Origin of the sequence: Parabacteroides merdae ATCC 43184 (assembly GCF_025151215.1) — a bacterium.
Classification (GTDB): Bacteria; Bacteroidota; Bacteroidia; order Bacteroidales; family Tannerellaceae; genus Parabacteroides; species Parabacteroides merdae.
Window position 1 is genome coordinate 1,844,035 of sequence record NZ_CP102286.1, and the last position, 19,018, is coordinate 1,863,052.

Sequence of the window (19,018 nt, forward strand, 5' to 3'; positions counted from 1 at the left end):
CAAAACAAGTACCAGAAACAAAATATGCCATTTTGTCATATATTTTAAAACTTCGCATTAAAAGAGCCTGTCGAACAGTCTCGTTTCACGCCGTTTTTTACATGTTTTCGGGAAAAGAACAAGGCGGCTGGGAAAAAGGTTTACTTTTACCTTGTCAAGACGGGACTTTTCTACTTATAGAATTTCAGAAATATAAATCTAAGAAATATCTTCGGCAATAGTGTATCCTAATTCCCGGTCATCATTCTTATCTTGGAAAAAATAGGCATTCCCTTCAGGAGATTCAATATAATAAAGGTTTGTATAAACAAAATCGGGATTGTCCCGTTTCAAGACCCTGGCCACATTATCAGGGACTTTCGTATCTAAACTGATTTCATACCTTGTCTCTTTCCAAAAATAATAATCAGTTTCAACCTCTCCTCTAAAAGAAACAAATTTAAGGGTGTCGTTATGAAGGACAAAATAATCATAATATCCTCCATTATTCTGATATCCTCTAATTTCAGAACCGTCATATTTCTTATAGATAAAGTCAAAATGAGCCTTCGGCAAATCAACAAACCAGGTAGAGTCATTCGGTGTCCATGTATATACAGCCAAGAACATCCCGTCATCATTCAGACAAACGTAATGTGTCATATCTTTAACATTTTTCCACTGATACAGGAAATGTAATGTATAAAGGCTTCTATCCATCCCCTCCCGCTCCGTTTTGTATATATTTTCAAATTGGGCAAAACGATACTTGGAATTTTCAAAAACAGTTTGTGCTTCAAGCGAAAGCTGGTTGAAATCAGCAATCTTCGTGCGAGTCATTTTCCAAATATCATCCACATACCAGATCGAAGCTTCATTTTGGTCTTTATCTATAACATTTATTTGAGAAAAATTCGAATATTCCTGATAATTCAGGATTTCCACAGAAGGATATCTTTTTGAGAGATCAGCCTTAATCATCTCCGGGATTTCATCTTCAATCAATTGCTCTTCCTTATCACACGCAGTAATGCATATGGATAACAGGCATGCCATGATATAGTAAAAAAAGGGAACTCGTTTCATATTCAAATGTATAAATAGGTTTTCATCAATAAAGAATATCGCAAATGTACAAAAAAAGAAATCCTACAATCATATTTTTTGATAAAATTCTTCAACAACTTCGACAAAAGCCTCTGGCAACCGTCTCAACACTTCGATTTTCCAATCTTCAGACATTCCATAAAAAGCTTCTGCTATCCCTCCCGTAATGCAGGCCAACGTGTCTGAATCGCCACCGAGAGAAATGACCAAACGAATTGCAGTTTCAAAATCCGTACTTTCCAAAAAAGCGACAATCGCCTCCGGGACAGTTCCCTGACAACTTGGGTTAAAGCAATAGTCCGGCCGGATCTCGTCACAGGAAAAATTCAAATCATATAAAAAAGTCGTTTCAATGTATTCCCGGATAGCTTGCTTGCTTTTTCCTGTACGAGCCAGATAGATGGCAGCAGCCACAGCTTGAGCCCCTTTGATCCCTTCCGGATGGTTATGGGAAACGGCAGCCGTTTCTTCAGCCACTTGCAATGTTTTTTCCAATGAACCAAAAGCCCACCCAACTGCGCTAACCCGCATAGCCGAACCATTCCCCCAACTGTTATAAGGCTGTGGATTCGTTTCACAAAGCCATTGCCCGAAACGTGCTCCATAGCCTCCCATCGGACACGGAAACTCCCTGCCATAACGATGCATAACTTGCACGAGATTCCCTCCATACAATAGCCAGTCAGTCACAGCGACCGTCATAATCGTGTCGTCCGTATAATTGCTTTTCCTGGTAAATAACGGAAAAACCGTTGTCTTTATATTATCAAACTCATATACGGAACCGATAATATCTCCGGCTATTGCTCCTATCATATTACTCTCATTTTTATTCGGACATAAAAATACAAAACAACCTTCTATATCCCAAACAGAAAGTGAAGTGACTTTCCAGCCTGAAACCTTCCGGCGGCATTACCCGCATAAATCTCTCTACCCGTGAGCGTCAACTTCTTCACCGGAGCTCCGGTTTTAAAATTCAAATCTTTGAAATTGATCCAAAAAATATCGGGGCTAAGCGTTGACTCGAAATAATACACTTTATTTTTTTGATCCGCTACCGTACGCCAGCGAGTCGAAGCAATATTGGGCTGTTCGGGGATAGAGATTCCCAAAGGAATCGAAACATTGCGCATCACACCAAAAACTCCGGCAACAACCTGCCTGAAATTATCGGTTTGCGGTAATGCCTGGATATAAAACGATGCACGGACAAAGCGATCAGAAGCACGGTTTGTCCCGGGTAGCATAACCAGACCGCCAATCTCTTTCCAGTAATCATTCAAAGTCAACTGTTTGTCATAGGTAGGGGAATTTGTCATTATCTGGCATTCTCGTCCCTCATGAATAATCAGATTGCCGTTGATATATTCAAAGATGGCACTATTCCCGGTCGCATCCGAAATCGAGAGGTGCAAAGTCGATTTTGCTCCGTTAGGTAAATCAGGGTCATCGATACGGAAAATTTCCAGGCTCAATTCATTCACAGCTTCGTCCACCGTCGCAAAATTATCCAAGACATATTGTGTCCAGATGCTCAATCCCATCACCGGACGACTATCATTCGGACGATGATAAGAGGATTCGGTCAAGAAAAGCAAGTTCGCCACCAGGCCTTTCTCATTCATACCGTCACAAACTCCGATATCATATCCGGCAGTCACGACACTCCCATATTTGGAAGTCCACGTCACCGTATTGTCCGTAATCCCTCCCCGTTTCTCCATTCCCCGAGGGAAAAGGTAAATATTCGATTGCGGATCCTCTTTCCAATCCATCGTCCGCCCTGTCACGATCATATCATCCGGTCCCAGATAGACCGCACGCGTACAAGCTTTGTTTTGCTCTGCAAAAAACATCATGCCTAAAGCTACCACTGAAAAGACGGCTAACTTATTTCTTTTTGCCATAACTATAATTTTAAATATGTCCAAACTATATTTATAACAGGGATATGAGAATGATAGTTCCAGTTGTTCAAAACAACTTGTAACAGAACAAAATCAACAATCCCTCCTTTTTGCACCATTTTTCTATTTCATCGAAAATTCCGATCCATACTGTTCTTACGTTTTGGCAAGATTAGGATGCCCTATTAATTCAATTTAGATAGGAAAGAGGTGTCATTTTGATGACTGTGCCGAAAGTTTCCTCCCTGTGAAAAAGGAGAAATTATATTTTGGTGAGGTTACCTCACTGAAAATATGTCAATAGAAGAAAATACATTACATTTGTCTTATCATTAAAATAAGTATTAGGAGATGAAAATTATAACATACAATGTAAACGGCCTGCGTGCTGCCGTAGGAAAAGGATTGCCCGAATGGCTGGCACAAGAACAACCCGACGTACTTTGCCTGCAGGAGACCAAGTTACAACCGGAACAATATCCAGCCGAAGCATTTGAAGCACTTGGCTACAAAGCGTGGCTTTTCAGTGCACAGAAGAAAGGCTACAGCGGAGTCGCAATCCTGAGCCGCCGAGAACCGGACCATGTAGAATATGGAATGGGAATCGAAAAATACGATAACGAGGGGCGCTTCATCCGGGCCGATTTCGGGGATCTGTCGGTGATCAGCGTTTACCACCCTTCGGGTACGAGCGGCGATGAGCGTCAGGCATTCAAGATGGAATGGTTGGAAGATTTCCAGAACTATGTAGTGGAACTACAAAAATCGCGTCCGAAACTGATCTTATGCGGGGACTACAATATCTGCCACGAACCGATTGATATTCATGACCCGGTACGCAATGCGACGAACAGCGGCTTCCTTCCGGAAGAGCGGGAATGGATGACTCGTTTCCTGGATGCCGGCTATATCGACACGTTCCGCCTCCTCAATCCGGACAAACAGGAATATACTTGGTGGAGTTATCGTTTCAGTGCCCGTGCCAAAAACAAGGGCTGGCGTATTGACTATTGCATGGTCAGCGAACCGATGAAAGCACAAGTGGAAAAAGCGTATATTTTAAATGAGGCTGTTCATTCGGATCATTGTCCGGCAGTGATCGAGGTGTCGTAAATCAAATTCCGCACTGCCTCTTGATAATCTGCCAACCGGGAACTTTTCAATATTTTTTTCCGGAGCCGTTTTTCTGCATCCAGCAACAGGTAATCCCAAAGGGTCTTCATCTTGTCGAGTACCTGGTGTTCGCCTCCCTCCAGACGGGAAGAATAGCCCGCTAACAGTAAGGCATGGAAAGCAGACAACTTCTCTATCTTCTCCTGAGCGGTAAGCGGGGTATCGGATATATATTCCGTTGCCAGCCAGGGAGAAGACAGCAGACCACGTCCTATCATGATACCTTTCAAACGGGGAAAACGTCCGGTTAACGAACGAATATCCGGCAAAGTCCGGATGTCTCCATTATAGAAAAGCGGAAGCGTGCATGAATCATAAAATCGGGAGAAGGCACTCAGGTCAGTCTTTCCTTTATATTGCTGCGTACCGATCCTGGGATGCAATGTGAGATGTGTGAGGGGCAATCCGTTCAAAAAAGGAAGAAGCGCTTGCGCCTCCTCAGGAGAATCCCAACCTAACCGCAGTTTGACCGAGAATTGTATCTCCGGGAATTCAAAAATCGTTTCCAACAACACTTTCACCTCATCCGGATAAGGCAGGATACCCGCTCCCCGATGTTGTCGTGCCTGCATCGGGAAAGGACAACCCAAATTAATATCAGCACGCCGGTACCCTGATTCACGAAACAAACCAGCAATCCGGCGGAACTCTTCGGGCGAAGCTGCGATCATCTGGGGAACAAGTGAGGCGGATGTATTTGCTTCCGGTACAAGATCCCGCAACTCCTTATTGCGAAAGCCAGTCTTTTCGAGACGGACAAACGGAGTGTAATAGGTTTCGACACCTCCGAATATTTGTGCATGTGCTTCCCTATAAACCGAGTCGGTATAACCCTGCAATGGGGCAAAATGAATAACATACGGTTCCATCATTCCGGAAACATTTCAGTGAAAAGTGAATGAAGACGTGCTTTGGCCTCTTCAAAATCCTGCTCCATCCCCATCTCTTTCTCAAGCGAAGTAACCCCTTTATCTTTGAAGCCGCAAGGGTTGATCAAAGAGAAGTAATCCAAGTCGGTATTTATATTCAAAGCAAAACCGTGCATGGTGACAAAACGGCTGCTTTTCACACCGATCGCACAAATCTTACGGGCTTTTCTCGGTACACCAGGATCAATCCACACACCTGTAGCTCCCGCGAGCCGCTCCCCTTTAATGCCATAGATAGCTAAAAAGCGGATAATGGTTTCTTCCAACCTGTCGATATATTGCTTGAGTCCCAACTTCCAGGTATCGAGATCGAAGACCGGATATCCGGTAATTTGTCCGGGACCGTGATACGTGATATCCCCTCCCCGGTTGATATGGTAAAAAGAGATACCCCGCTGCACAAGCTGTTCTTCCGGGATCAGTAGGTTGGTGTCCTTACCACTTTTTCCAATAGTCAGTACCGGCTGATGTTCGCAGAAAAACAACCGGTTTTCCCCGGTCCTGCCTTGTGCTTTCGCTTCCAACAAGGCGTTGAAAGCAACCGTCTGGCGTTCCAATGCCTTCTCATATTCGATACGTCCGAGGTCGTGATATATAAAATGACTCATATGATTATCGTTCTTATGTAAATATTTTTTTCGGGCAGACGGACCGTCGTGTCGGATTCCGCCCGGAGCTTCTTCCGTCTACGCACCTTCCTACTGCCGGATTCAGAATCGGGATCACCACTGTCATACCCCATTTCGATCTTAAGCAGTTTCCCCATCAGCGACATGATCTTCGTCTGCCGTTTCAGCATATAAGGAGAAGGTTTTGCAGAGTTGAACTTGCGGGGATTCGGCAAGGTCGCAGCGATCAAAGCCGCTTCCGCCTTTGTCAGTTTATAGGCCGGCTTTTTGAAATGAGCCTGTGCGACTGCTTCAGCACCATAAATACCGTCTCCCATTTCGATCGAGTTCAGATAAACTTCCATGATACGTTCTTTCCCCCAAATCCATTCGATCAGGACGGTGAAATAAGCCTCGATGCCTTTGCGCAAATAAGTCCTTCCGGGCCAGAGAAACACGTTCTTGGCAGTCTGTTGCGAGATAGTGCTCGCTCCTCGTACACGTTTGCCTTTTTCGGCATCGGCACGGGCTTTCTGAATCTGTATCATATCGAAACCGTCATGGTCGAGAAAAAGATTGTCTTCCGAAGCCACGACCGCCTGTACCAATGGCTGGGCAATTTGCTTCAAAGGCATCCATTTGTGTTCCAGCTTGATGGGCTTGCTATCCCGCACCTGTTCGTAGACGCGGATGAACATCAGCGGAGTGTAGTAAACAGGTATGAACTTATATGCCACCACAGCCAACAAACTAGAAACAAACAGGAACAGCAACAGGTTCCGGCTTCCTATCAGTATTTTTTTCAATATGCGCATCGATTCTTGTCTTTTCGGACAGCAAACTTACGGATTTATTTCCAATATTGTTCCATCTGCTCTAGTGTCCTACCTTTTGTTTCGGGAACGAATTTCCAGATAAATAAGGCAGCCAGAACTCCCATGACACCATAAACCCAGTAGGCCATGCCATGATTGAACGTATCGGTCAGATACTGGTTCTTATCGAGCATCGGGAAAGTCCAGGAGACAAGGAAATTGGCAATCCACTGCCCGGCAACGGCAATACTCATAACAGTCGAACGGATCGTATTCGGGAAAATCTCTGCCAGCAATACCCAACAGACCGGCCCCCACGACATCGCGAAACCAGCCGTGTACACCAACATACAAACTAACGAACCGATACCGACAGAATGCGTATAGAAAGTCGTCCCCAAGATCATCATCGAGACGGCCATGACCAATGCTCCGATAATCATCAACGGACGGCGACCGAACCGATCGACCGTAAAGATAGCCAGCACGGTAAAAGAGAGGTTCACGGCTCCTACCACGATCTGTTGTAACAAGGCGGCATCAGTGGCGGCCCCCATTGTCTTAAAGATCTCCGGCGCATAATACAACACGACGTTGATCCCGACAAACTGCTGGAAACCGGACAAAAGGACACCGACAAATATGATCAGCACGCCGAATGAACGCACCGGGAAGACCAGAGATACAAAAAAGCTACCAATCAAAGCGATCTCCAAAGCACTCGTGTTTCCAGCCAGTTCCAATGCTCCATACAAAAGCAGAAACAACACCAGCCACATCCCCATAAACAGAAAATAGGGACGCATGGAGGATTCCTGTTTCCTGAAACTTTCTTTTATTTCCACCAATTCAGGTGCTGCTCTTTCTTTTCCCATCAAACGATCCAATACAGACAATGCCTTATCCGTCTTACCGCGCATCACCAAATAACGAGGCGTTTCCGGTACAAACATCAGAAGGGCCAGAAAGAGCAAAGCCGGGACGATTTCGGACGCGAACATCCAACGCCAGCCGATCGTATGCAACCAGGCGGCATCTCCCTGCAACGCGATACTGTAATTCACAAAATAGACGACAAGCATACCGAAAATAATCGCGAACTGATTCCATGACACCAGATTTCCTCGTTTCTCCGCCGGGGCCATCTCAGCAATATACATCGGGGAAACCATAGAAGCCAAACCGACTCCTACTCCTCCGACAATCCGGTAAAGCACAAAAAGGTACATGAACGTGTGATCTCCGCTACCAGGCATCCCGACAAACAACTCCGGCCACGCCGAACCGATTGCCGACAACAAAAACAGGATGGCAGCCAACACAAGCGTAGGTTTCCGTCCATACCGCTGGCTGATCCAACCGGCAAAAGAAGCACCTAAGATACAACCGATCAGGGCACTGCTTACAACGAATCCTTCAAGCGCATTTGCCTGATCCAATGGTAGCCCGAAAGGTTCGATAAAGAATTTACGCAGCGATTCAACCGTCCCGGATATCACCGCTGTATCATATCCGAATAATAATCCCCCCAATGTCGCCACGAGGGTAATTCCAAAAATGTAATAGTTGTTGTTTTTCACGATAGAGATTCATATAGGTAAATAATGTTTTATCCGTTACTTTTGGTTTGATTCAAAAGTAACGGATAAAACATTATTTATATGTTATTAAATGTACTGATTGATAATCATCTCATACAATTCCTGCTTCCCGCTGATTTGCTTCGGTTCGCCAGAGGCAAGAGCGATTGTACGCAGGTCTTCGAGGAGAAGTTTACCTTCTTCGAACTTCTTACCGTCACCCTGGTCGAAACTAGCGTAACGTTCGGCACGCATTTTCTTGTAATCAGAATGTTCCAGGATATCGGCAGCAGCCATCAAAGCACGGGCAAAAGAATCCATACCACTGATATGAGCCAGAAAAATATCATCCAGATCGGTCGAGTTACGACGTGTCTTGGCATCGAAGTTCGTACCTCCGGTAGTCAAACCGCCTGCTTCGAGGATAACCAGCCAAGCCTGTGTCAGTTCGTAGATGTCAACCGGGAACTGATCCGTATCCCAACCATTCTGATAATCACCACGGTTGGCATCGATACTGCACAACATACCGGCATCGGCGGCAGCCTGAAGTTCATGCTCAAATGTATGCCCGGCCAATGTGGCATGGTTCACTTCGATATTAATGGCAAAATCCTTGTCGAGACCATAATGGCGCAAGAAGCCGATAACCGTTTCCGTATCCACGTCATACTGGTGTTTAGTCGGTTCCATCGGTTTAGGCTCAACCAGAAAAGTACCTTTGAACCCGTTCTTGCGGGCATAGTCACGTGCCATCGTCAACATCATGGCAAGATGTTCCTTTTCGCGTTTCATATTGGTGTTCAGCAAGCTCATATACCCTTCACGTCCCCCCCAGAACACATAGTTTTCGCCACCTAAAGCGATACAAGCATCGATCGCGTTCTTGATCTGCGTGCCGGCACAAGCCACAGCAGGGAAATAAGGATTTGTGGCAGCCCCGTTCATATAACGTTTATGCCCGAACACATTGGCGGTAGACCACAACAGCTTCTTCCCCGTCGCTTCCTGATGTTGTTTGGCATATTCGACCATCGTATGCAGGTCCTTTTCAAATTCGGCCAACGTCGGTGCTTCATCTACGACATCCACATCGTGGAAACAATAGTAAGGTATGTTACATTTCGTCATAAATTCGAAAGCAGCATCCATCTTATACTTGGCACGGGAAATACGGTCTGCGCCCGCATTCCAAGGAAATGTCTTCGTTCCGCCACCGAACTGGTCGGCTCCCTCCGCACATAATGTATGCCAATAGGCCATAGCGAAACGCAGGTGGTCTTTCAGAGTTTTACCCATTACGACCTTGTTTTCATCATAGTAATGAAAAGCCATCGGATTTTTTGACTCGCGTCCTTCAAACTCTATTTTTCCAATTCCCGGAAAAAATTCTTTTTCACCTTTAAAGTAATTCATGATAATAAGTATTTTATTGATTATACAATGCTTTCGTTTATTACGCCAATGCTTTCTCCAACCGTTCTTTCCAGACCTCGAAAGCCCCGCAGTATTTATCCGCTTTCAGTCCGTCCGGCTCTATCACATTGATCTTTTTCAGGGAAGCAAACGCCTCTTCCGCCGACGCATAGATGCCGGCCCCGATACCGGCGCCTTTGGCAGCCCCGACAGCCCCGTTCGTATCGTAAAGTTCGATCACCGTTCCTGTCACACCAGCCAACGCATCCCGGAAAATAGGGCTTAGGAACAGGTTGGCATTACCGGCACGGATCACCCCGATATCGATCCCCATCTCATTCATGATATCCATGCCATATTTGAAAGAGAAGACAATCCCTTCCTGTGCGGCACGGGCGACATGAGCTTTATTATGAATGTTGAAATTCAGCCCGTGAATGGAGCAATCCACCTGCTTGTTCTGTAACATACGCTCCGCACCGTTCCCGAAAGGCAGAATCGAGAGGCCCTCCGAACCGATCGGAACAGTCGCCGCCAGCTCGTTCAATGCAGGATAGCTTATACCTTCCGGAGCTACATTCCGCTTCACCCACGAATTGAGGATTCCGACCCCGTTGATACACAGAAGGACCCCTAAACGCGTCCGGTCGGCCGAATGGTTCACATGCGCAAACGTATTCACACGGGACAGCATGTCGTAGTTCACCTTGCCGTTCACACCATACACGACCCCCGACGTACCGCCCGTAGCGGCTATCTCGCCCGGATTCAGGACATTTAGCGACAACGCATTGTTCGGCTGGTCACCGGCCCGATAGGTAACCGGCGTACCCTTCTTCAAACCCAACTCCGAAGCGACCGATCCGAGCAATTCCCCCTGCACACCGAAAGTCGGACGGATATCCGGAACCAGTTCCTTGCTGAACCCGAAATAGTTCATCAGATCTTCAGAAACGCTATTATTCCGGAAATCCCAGAAAATTCCTTCCGAAAGGCCTGAAACAGTCGTGACAATATCGCCCGTCATGCGCATGGCAATAAAGTCACCAGGCAACATGAATTTATGCACCTGTCCGAATATCTGCGGTTCATACTCTTTTACCCATGCCAATTTGGAAGCCGTAAAGTTTCCGGGAGAATTCAAAAGATGTGCCAGGCATTGCTTTTCGCCGATCGACTTGAAAGCGCGATCCCCATAAGGCACCGCACGACTGTCGCACCAGATCACCGACGGACGCAGCACCTGCATCTTCCTGTCCACCAATACAAGCCCATGCATCTGGTACGAGATGCCGATCGCATCTATCTCCGTTCCCTTGATGCCCGCCTTCGCGATCGCACCCTTTATCGCTTCTTTCAGATACATCCACCAGTCATCCGGATTCTGCTCCGCCCATCCGGGACGCACGGCTTTGATCGCCGCCTCTTCTTTCGGATAAAAATCAGAGGCAAGCGTCAACCCCGTATCTTTATCGACAATAGAAGCCTTCACCGAAGAACTTCCGATATCACAACCTAATAAACACATACTATATCATATCTTATTAAACTTCGAATGCAACTTGTTATATTTCACCTTATCGAACCGGTAATAGCGGGCTGCCCGATGATTCACTCCCGTTTCCACTTCATCCGTCTGCACGACATATTCCATCGCCGTCATCTTTTTATGGAAATTGCGTACATCTATCGTCTTATTATAAATGATCTCAAAAATGCGCCGCAACTGATAGGCCGTAAACTTTGACGGAAGATAATCGAAAACGATACCCGGTTCGACATCCACCCACCGCCGTATCTCTTCGCCGGCAGCTTCAACAATTTCCTTATGGTCGAATGGCAGATGTGGCAATTCATTTACAGGTGCCCAAATAAGGGTATCGGACATCTCCCCCATCGTCATTTTCTTCCCAAACTTACACAACGCCAGATAAGCGACCGTCACGATTCGTGTGATTTTCATTTTGGAAGCATTTTCCAGCCATTGCACATCCTCTTTATTCTTGGTACGGGCAGGAGAGCCGAAACTGCGGAACTGTTTCAAGGCTACACGTTTCAGACCTGTCGCTTCGTTCAAGACACGATAAGCGGCCGTATCCAGATCTTCACTCTCATAAATCAAGCTTCCCGGCAATTTGTAGTGTTTCTCGTTACTACCGGCAACTTGTCTTTCGACGAGCAACACGCACAGTTTATCTTCGTTTGTCCCAAGCAATACGCAATCGACCGAAACGTGCGGATAAAACATTTCATGCTTATTTTCCTGTGTTTCCATAATATCCCAATAAAGATTCTCCGCAAATATAAGGTTAAAACGATATACGACATAATGTAATTCGAACAATATCTACTCAAAAGGCTAAAAAGCCCGTTATTTAACATACATTATCACTCACAGAAAAAGGAACTGTACCAAACCTGAATTTTAATGCGATTATCCGGAAAGGGAAGAAACTTCTAACATTTATTCAATACATTTGTTATTAAAAAAAGACGTACTATGGATATCAAACATCTACAGTTCTCATTCCGAATGTACTGGGCGAATATGAAGGGCTTGCTGAACATGGTGGCCGAAGGGATCATACTCGTCGCCTCTCTCGCCTCCCTCTTCATCCTGGTCTATCAGTTCGGATTCAAATATTCGGCCCATGTCACCCATATGTTGGAAACCAGCCGGGTTTACCTCCTGCTGGCTTTCTTTACCGGGATATCGCTTCGGTATATTTTGAAATTCAAAGAGATCATACAAGAGAAAATGTTATACCTGGATATCGGCATTTATTTTTTCCTCTTTGCCGTGCTATCGGGCAAAGTATTCTTCAAAGAAGCCATTCACCAGTCGCTGCCCTACCTCGGTTTCCTCACGGAACCGCTGTTCGTTTATTTCCTCCTGCTGTTGCTGAGCGCCATCCATTTGTCGCGGCAGACATTCACGCTGTTACAAAGCCATATCAAGCCGTCCCTCCTGTTCCTGCTGAGTTTCGTGTTCGTCATCCTTGTCGGTTCGGGATTGCTGATGTTGCCAAACGCCACGGTGCACGGGATTCATTTCGTAGATGCCCTGTTCATCTCGACCACCTCCGTCTGTGTGACCGGACTGACGACAGTCGATGTGGCAACGACATTCACGCATACAGGACATATCATCATCATGTTTCTTATCCAGATCGGCGGTATAGGAGTCATGACTTTCACCAGCTTTTTTGCCCTTTCTTTCATGGGGCATTCATCTTTCACCAGCAAGCTCGTTCTGAAAGACATGCTGAACGAAGACCGGGTGAACGGGCTGTTCCGGGTGATCCTTAACATCCTGTTCGTGACACTGTTTATCGAAGGCGTAGGGGCCTACCTGATTTATCTGGATATAAAGGGAGGGCTGCCGGGAGGCACGCAGGAAGAAGTGTTCTACGCTGTGTTTCATGCCGTTTCGGCTTTCTGCAATGCTGGGATCTCGACGCTGAGCGGAAACATGTATGACCCGCTGGTCGCCCAAAAATACAACCTGCATGTCTGGATCGCCCTGCTCATCGTATTCGGCGGGCTAGGTTTCCCGATTGTTTTCAACTACCTGAAGCTGTTACGACATCTGCTTGTCAATACATTCAAGATCGTAATCGGACAGCAGAAGCATTATATCCATACCCCCAGAATTATCAATATCAACACGTACATCGTGATGATCAGCACGTTGGTATTGCTTGCCGGCGGTACATTTTTCTACTATCTGCTGGAAATAGACAATACGCTCGCCGGATTGCCGTTCAGAGGACAGCTTGCCAATGCATTCCTGGGAGCCGTCACCCCGCGTACGGCCGGATTCTGCGTCGCGGATATGGGGACGCTGACTACCGGAACACTCATGCTGACACTGATCCTGATGATAATAGGCGCCGCTCCCATGTCTACCGGCGGCGGTTTGAAAGTAACGACCGTCTGTGTCGCCCTGCTGACCGCACACAACGCCGCCCGCGGGAAAGAGAATGTGGAAATCCGCAAACGTGAAATATCACCGGAAACCATACGCAGGGCTTTCGCCACAATCGTTTTCTATTTCTGCTGGCTGGGGGCGGCCGTCTGGATATTGTCCATTACCGAAAAAGACGTACCGGTCTTCACCTTGATCTTCGAAGTCGTGTCGGCACTCAGCACGGTAGGGTTAAGTTTGAACTTCAGCCCGTTACTGAGCATTTCGGGAAAACTGGTCATCATCTTCACCATGCTGGTCGGACGTATCGGCATACTGGCCTTCTTTATCAGTTTCTACAAGGAATACAAAAAGAAGAATTACACCTATCCACAGGAAAATATATTAATGTAACATAAAGAATACAATATGAAATATTTAGTAATCGGATTAGGAAACCTGGGACGCGCCATCGCCGAAAGCCTGACACGCATCGGCAATGAAGTGATCGGCGTAGATATCAACCCGCACAAGACCGAAGCGGTCAAACACACCATATCCGGAGCAATCAGCCTCGACACGACGGACAAAGACGCCTTGAACACGCTACCACTGAACGAGATGGATGCCATCTTCGTCACCTTCGGCAAGGACTTCGGGACCTCCATACAGACTGTAGCCCTGCTAAAGAACTTAGATGTGAACAAACTGATCGTACGAGGGATTTCTCCCATCCACGAGGCAGTGATCCGTTCGATCGGTGTAGCGGAGATCATCACTCCGGAAGATGATTTCGCCGGTATGTACGCATCCCAATCCTTACTTGGGGAACTCTTCAAACAATGGTACAGAGTGACGGACACACACCATCTCTACAAGATAAAAGCACCAGTCACCTTTGTCGGACAGACCCTGCAGACCATAGACCTGGAAGAGAATTTCGGAGTGCGCCTTGTCGGCATCGAACGCCCCAAGACAGAACGCAACCTGATCGGGTTAAAACAAACCCAATACTCCGTCATCGACAAAATCACCGGAGACCTGAGAGTCGAAGAAGGTGATCTGCTCATCCTTTTCGGCAAGATGGAAGTGTTGCACAGGCTGGCAGATATCTGACGCCGGTTTATTCTTTCTGAGGTATCTTGGAAACCAAAACCTTATCTATACGGGCGCCGTCCATATCGACGATCTCGAATTCGAAGTTCAACCAGCTCAATTTCTCACCGGTCTTCGGAACCCGTTCCAGAATCTCCAGGATCAGGCCGCTGAGCGTATTATAGTCATGCTCGGCATACAAATCTTCCATGTCGAAATATTCAAGGAAGTCATAGAAGTTGTACTGCCCGTCCACCAGCCAGGTCCCGTCGGACCGCTCGACGATCTCGGCCTCTTCCCCCACATCGGGAACCTGCCCGATCAGACCTTCCATGATATCTTTCAAGGTGACAATCCCTTGGATGCCTCCGAACTCGTCCGTGACGATGCCATATTTCACACGTGCCTGCTTGAACTGTTCCAACGCATTATACACACTCTGGTTTTCCGGCATAAACTCCGCCGGACGAATCACCTGCGACAAAGAGAAATCCGGCTCGTCGATACGGCCGAACAAGTCTTTCAGATAGACGACGCCTTTGATATCGTCAAACTTTCCGGCAGCAACCGGATAGATGTTGAAAAGATTTTCCTGGACTTTCTCGCGTATCTGCTCGATACTGTCCGTCAGGTCCAGCCAGACAAGCTCGCTGCGGTGTGTCATGATAGAACCGACATTACGGTCGCCCAGATTGAACACGCGTTCCACGATGTCCTGCTCGACTTCCTGCACTTCGCCGACATCAAAGCCTTCTTTGACAATCGCCTTGATCTCCTCCTCCGTCACCTTGTTTTCTTCAGTCGCATCGGTTCCGATCAGTCTGACGGTCAACGCCGTACTCTTGGATAACAGCCACACGAAAGGCGAGGCGACCAGCGAAAGGAAATTCATCGGTTTGGCAACGAGCATCGACACACGCTCAGCATAGCCCATACCGATACGTTTGGGGACCAGCTCGCCCATAATCAATGTCAGATAAGTGACGATCACGACAATTGTGGTTTTGGAAACCCCCAACGCATAAGGTTCCAGAAAAGGAATGCGGCGGACATGCTCGGCCAGGTCATAGGCAAAAGCCTCGCCCGAATACAAACCGGTCAGAATACCGATAAGCGTAATCCCGATCTGGATGGTAGAGAGAAACCGGTCCGGTTCGTTTGCCAGCTTCAAAGCAGTCTTGGCAGATTTGTTTCCACGTTTTGCTTCCAGCTCAAGACGAGCCTTACGAGCTGACACCAAAGCAATTTCCGACATAGAAAGAAGGCCGTTCAATAAGATAAGACCGATAATAATAAATATTTCCATTTGCTATATACACAGCGATTGATTAGAGAGGCGAAGATATGAATTATTCGAACTCTCACATCTAACAAGATGAAAATAAATCTAATTAATATATAAAAAAAGCCATTCTATCTTCGCAGACAGAACGGCTTCATGTGTCGATAAGTTTCACTAACTCTTATTTAAAATTTTATTAGAAAACAGTATCGGGAGATAGATACATACTTACTCGATTACCTCGCCCTTCTCATTCAGAACAACCGTCTGTTCCTTCTGATCTTTGTCGACAAGGACGACTTTATACTTCTTAGCACCGTCGGCACCGGCAACATAGGCTTCCTTCACCGTACTGCCCTCGTAAGACTTGGCGATTGCATCCTGCACGGCCTGGGGAAGTTCCTTTACCTCGATTTTCACAAAATCGTCCTGCATTACGTTTTCGACTGATACCTGTACAGCTGATGCCTGTACACCTTGTGATGCGAATGCCACACATGCTACTACCGCTACCATTAAAACAATCTTTTTCATGACTCTAACAATTTAAAAATTAATACCTAAGTGATTACTAAAACCTTTATTCAATCTGATCAAACAAGTACAAGGATCGTACCACAACAGCATGCCAAAAACATGATAAAGTGTCCCAGAGCTTACAAAATAAGGGGTAGAAAAAGAGCAAACCATCGGATGCCCAACCATAAAACATGGGAAAAAGTGTAGAAGTCCGTGTATTTTTTCTACAATAAATGTGGCACACCTCTTCCAATCTCCATTTTAATTGTTAATTTAGCCACATCATTAATGAAATCTAATAAAATATGAATTTAAGTGATCCCAAAGATTGTCTGTATTGCCAGAACAATCAGACTTTACACGAGCTGATGATCGAAATCGCTCCTCTCTCGGTATCCAGACTGTTCCTGTTCAAGGAACAAACGTATCGCGGGCGTTGCCTGGTTGCCTACAAAGACCACGTACACGACTTGAACATGCTCAGCGACGAAGAACGGAACGCATTCATGGCCGATGTCGTACGGGTGACCCGCGCGATGCAGAAAGTATTCAATCCACAAAAGATCAATTACGGCGCTTATTCGGATAAACTGTCGCACCTTCATTTCCACCTGGCCCCGAAATATGAAGGAGGCCCTGACTTCGGCGGGACATTTACCATGAACCCGCAAAAAGTATACTTGACGGATGCGGAATACCAGGATATGGTTGAAAAGATCAAAGAGGCGTTATAAGGTAGGCACAGAAGTTGCAAAAGTGGACGCGGAAGATTTCCGGACATAACATATAGGAAGGTGTGTCAAAATCTCCTTATCCTCGCACTTGATGCGGGGATGCAAAAGGACAGACCTTATCAATCAGACTTTTATAGGGCTGGTTTTAATGCGATCCCGCGTCAAGCGCGGGAACAGGATAGTTTCGACACACCTCTTACTCTATTAATGCTTCCGTGTCTGCTTACTTTACAAACGAAGACTTCAGCAGGTAATCGGCACTTTTCTTCACGCCTTCGAACTGATGTCCGCTACCCGTACCTTCCATTTCAACGAAATAGTCCTTATGGCCGTTTGCATAGAAATGCTTGAATATCTGCTCGAAGTTCATCATGCCGGAATCCCCCAGGACATAGCGGTCTTTGATATGGAGCACTTTGATACGGTCTGCATATTTCGTGATATACTCGACCGGATCCTGCTGGCCCATCACGGCCCAGTAAACGTCCATCTCAAAGAAAACCAATGACGGGTCCGTATTCGCCAGGAAGATGTCATACACTTTTTCGCCTTTGTTATGGCGTCCGAACTTCATTTCCGTGCCGCCGGGAACCACCTTGGCAAATTCCATGTCGTGATTGTGGTAACCGAACGGTATGCCGGCCGCTTTCACGATCTTTCCGGCTTCGTTGAAGACTTCACAAACAAATTTCGTTTCTTCCACGTTACGGGTACTGGGCTGGCCGGGCTGCACCAGATATTTCACTCCTAACTTGGCATGGTCGTCAGCCGTTTTCTTCCAGTATTCCTTTATTGTATTCAGGTTGTCTTTCGTGTATTCGCGAACAGGAGGATTCACATGCGAACTCAGAATCGTAATGCCGGCATCATCCGCCATCTTCTTGAAATCCATCAATTCGATATCACGGATCTTGCCTTTCCCATAACCGGCAAGTTCGATGGTCTGATACCCCATCTTTTTCAACTTCTTCATTCCTCCCGGAACATCCTTGTAGAGCTCGTCGCCTAAAGAATAGATTTGTAAACCGATGTTCTTGGCCGCCGTCGCTTCGAAAGCGGCAGATGTCGCAGGCTGCGCTGCAACGGCATTCCCTACCTTACCGGCCATCAGGCCACCCAACGTAAACAGGGACGCGTTTTTCAAAAAGTTTCTTCTATTGATCATGGTCTATTAAATTTAGATTGCTCCAAAGGTATGATTTTATTCTGGAAATCATACAAAAAGCCGTTTGAAAAAAAATCAAACGGCTTCCTGTTCTTTCTTCTGCACCTCAGATAAACTCGTTCACCGACGAGACGATGCTTCCGTCGAACAGATTGATGATCCGGTGGGCGAAACTGGCATCGTGCTTGGAGTGAGTCACCATGACGATCGTGGTCCCTTCCCGGTTCAGTTCGGTGAGCAATTGCATCACTTCGGCTCCGTTCTTCGAGTCCAGGTTACCGGTCGGCTCATCGGCGAGGATGATCTTCGGATTCGAAACGACAGCACGTGCGATGGCCACACGCTGCTGCTGTCCTCCGGAAAGCTGCTGCGGGAAATGGCCCGCGCGGTGGCTGATGTTCATCCTTTTCAGGATATCGTTCACCATCTGCTTACGCTCGCCGGCTTTTACTTTCAGGTAGGTAAGCGGGAGTTCCACGTTTTCGAACACGTTCAGTTCGTCGATCAGGTTGAAACTCTGGAACACGAAACCGATGTTGCCTTTGCGGACCTGCGTACGCTCCTTCTCCTTGAGATGCCCGACTTCCTTGCCTGCCAGGTAATAATCGCCCGAAGTCGGATTGTCCAGCAGCCCCAAGATATTCAGCAATGTAGATTTGCCACATCCGGAAGGTCCCATGATAGCCACAAACTCGCCATCTTTCACTTCCAGGGAAACATTATTCAATGCAATCGTCTCCACCTCTTCCGTACGGAAAAACTTACTTAAACCTTCGATCTTTATCATGACTTTCTGAAT

Annotated in this window: 18 protein-coding genes; 4 read left to right on the forward strand and 14 right to left on the reverse strand. The window is 46.6% G+C overall.

The window, feature by feature from the left end; translation table 11 throughout:
• Positions 1-198: 198 nt before the first annotated feature.
• The 3 genes from NQ542_RS07610 to NQ542_RS07620 form a co-directional block, all read right to left on the reverse strand.
• Positions 199-1,065 carry a hypothetical protein gene (locus NQ542_RS07610; protein WP_005635227.1) on the reverse strand — a complete coding sequence of 289 codons (867 nt, stop codon included), beginning with the start codon at positions 1,063-1,065 and terminating at the stop codon, positions 199-201.
• A 69-nt stretch (positions 1,066-1,134) separates the two neighbouring features.
• Complete coding sequence (locus NQ542_RS07615) at positions 1,135-1,902, reverse strand: ADP-ribosylglycohydrolase family protein (protein WP_005635229.1); 768 nt, start codon at positions 1,900-1,902, stop codon at positions 1,135-1,137.
• A 44-nt stretch (positions 1,903-1,946) separates the two neighbouring features.
• A complete protein-coding gene (locus NQ542_RS07620; RefSeq protein WP_005635231.1) occupies positions 1,947-2,996 on the reverse strand; it encodes a linear amide C-N hydrolase in 1,050 nt (349 codons plus the stop codon).
• Positions 2,997-3,347: 351 nt separating this feature from the next.
• On the opposite strand from NQ542_RS07620, the gene NQ542_RS07625 reads away from it, so the two are divergent.
• Positions 3,348-4,109: an exodeoxyribonuclease III gene (locus tag NQ542_RS07625; protein WP_005635236.1), complete on the forward strand. Its 762-nt coding sequence runs from the start codon at positions 3,348-3,350 to the stop codon at positions 4,107-4,109.
• Here NQ542_RS07625 and NQ542_RS07630 read toward each other — a convergent pair.
• From NQ542_RS07630 to NQ542_RS07660, 7 genes are all read right to left on the reverse strand, one after another.
• Positions 4,079-5,041, reverse strand: coding sequence for a tRNA-dihydrouridine synthase family protein (locus NQ542_RS07630; RefSeq protein WP_005635238.1), 963 nt, complete (start codon positions 5,039-5,041; stop codon positions 4,079-4,081). The genes NQ542_RS07625 and NQ542_RS07630 overlap by 31 nt on opposite strands.
• On the reverse strand, positions 5,038-5,706 hold the full coding sequence (gene lipB, locus NQ542_RS07635; RefSeq protein WP_005635239.1) for a lipoyl(octanoyl) transferase LipB: 669 nt from the start codon (positions 5,704-5,706) through the stop codon (positions 5,038-5,040). The genes NQ542_RS07630 and lipB overlap by 4 nt, the downstream gene beginning before the upstream one ends.
• Positions 5,703-6,521, reverse strand: a complete 819-nt coding sequence (mtgA, locus tag NQ542_RS07640; RefSeq protein ID WP_005635240.1) for a monofunctional biosynthetic peptidoglycan transglycosylase — start codon at positions 6,519-6,521, stop codon at positions 5,703-5,705. Before mtgA ends, lipB begins: the two co-directional genes overlap by 4 nt.
• Before the next feature lie 35 nt (positions 6,522-6,556).
• Positions 6,557-8,101, reverse strand: coding sequence for a D-xylose transporter XylE (gene xylE / locus NQ542_RS07645; protein ID WP_005635241.1), 1,545 nt, complete (start codon positions 8,099-8,101; stop codon positions 6,557-6,559).
• Between the two features lie 87 nt (positions 8,102-8,188).
• Positions 8,189-9,517, reverse strand: a complete 1,329-nt coding sequence (xylA, locus tag NQ542_RS07650; RefSeq protein ID WP_005635242.1) for a xylose isomerase — start codon at positions 9,515-9,517, stop codon at positions 8,189-8,191.
• 40 nt (positions 9,518-9,557) lie between these two features.
• The gene (locus tag NQ542_RS07655) at positions 9,558-11,045 is read right to left on the reverse strand and encodes a xylulokinase (RefSeq protein ID WP_039849777.1); all 1,488 of its coding nucleotides are present in this window, start codon (positions 11,043-11,045) and stop codon (positions 9,558-9,560) included.
• Between the two features lie 6 nt (positions 11,046-11,051).
• Complete coding sequence (locus tag NQ542_RS07660) at positions 11,052-11,792, reverse strand: NUDIX hydrolase (protein ID WP_005635244.1); 741 nt, start codon at positions 11,790-11,792, stop codon at positions 11,052-11,054.
• Positions 11,793-12,017: 225 nt separating this feature from the next.
• On the opposite strand from NQ542_RS07660, the gene NQ542_RS07665 reads away from it, so the two are divergent.
• Both NQ542_RS07665 and NQ542_RS07670 read left to right on the forward strand, forming a co-directional pair.
• Positions 12,018-13,838, forward strand: coding sequence for a TrkH family potassium uptake protein (locus NQ542_RS07665; RefSeq protein WP_005635245.1), 1,821 nt, complete (start codon positions 12,018-12,020; stop codon positions 13,836-13,838).
• Positions 13,839-13,853: 15 nt separating this feature from the next.
• Positions 13,854-14,540, forward strand: a complete 687-nt coding sequence (locus tag NQ542_RS07670) for a potassium channel family protein (protein WP_005635247.1) — start codon at positions 13,854-13,856, stop codon at positions 14,538-14,540.
• A gap of 7 nt (positions 14,541-14,547) precedes the next feature.
• On the opposite strand, the gene NQ542_RS07675 is transcribed toward NQ542_RS07670, so the two are convergent.
• Positions 14,548-15,825, reverse strand: a complete 1,278-nt coding sequence (locus NQ542_RS07675) for a hemolysin family protein (RefSeq protein WP_005635249.1) — start codon at positions 15,823-15,825, stop codon at positions 14,548-14,550.
• A gap of 204 nt (positions 15,826-16,029) precedes the next feature.
• Positions 16,030-16,335 (reverse strand): hypothetical protein, encoded by a 306-nt coding sequence (locus tag NQ542_RS07680; RefSeq protein WP_005635252.1) that lies wholly within the window; start codon positions 16,333-16,335, stop codon positions 16,030-16,032.
• A gap of 290 nt (positions 16,336-16,625) precedes the next feature.
• On the opposite strand from NQ542_RS07680, the gene NQ542_RS07685 reads away from it, so the two are divergent.
• The gene (locus tag NQ542_RS07685; protein ID WP_005635255.1) at positions 16,626-17,054 is read left to right on the forward strand and encodes an HIT family protein; all 429 of its coding nucleotides are present in this window, start codon (positions 16,626-16,628) and stop codon (positions 17,052-17,054) included.
• Between the two features lie 223 nt (positions 17,055-17,277).
• Here the strand turns inward: NQ542_RS07685 and NQ542_RS07690 are convergent, their stop codons facing one another.
• Together NQ542_RS07690 and NQ542_RS07695 are read right to left on the reverse strand one after the other, a co-directional pair.
• Positions 17,278-18,219 carry a sugar phosphate isomerase/epimerase family protein gene (locus NQ542_RS07690; protein ID WP_005635257.1) on the reverse strand — a complete coding sequence of 314 codons (942 nt, stop codon included), beginning with the start codon at positions 18,217-18,219 and terminating at the stop codon, positions 17,278-17,280.
• A 106-nt stretch (positions 18,220-18,325) separates the two neighbouring features.
• Entirely contained in the window at positions 18,326-19,006 is a 681-nt protein-coding gene (locus NQ542_RS07695; RefSeq protein ID WP_005635260.1) for an ABC transporter ATP-binding protein, read from the reverse strand.
• Positions 19,007-19,018: the final 12 nt, after the last annotated feature.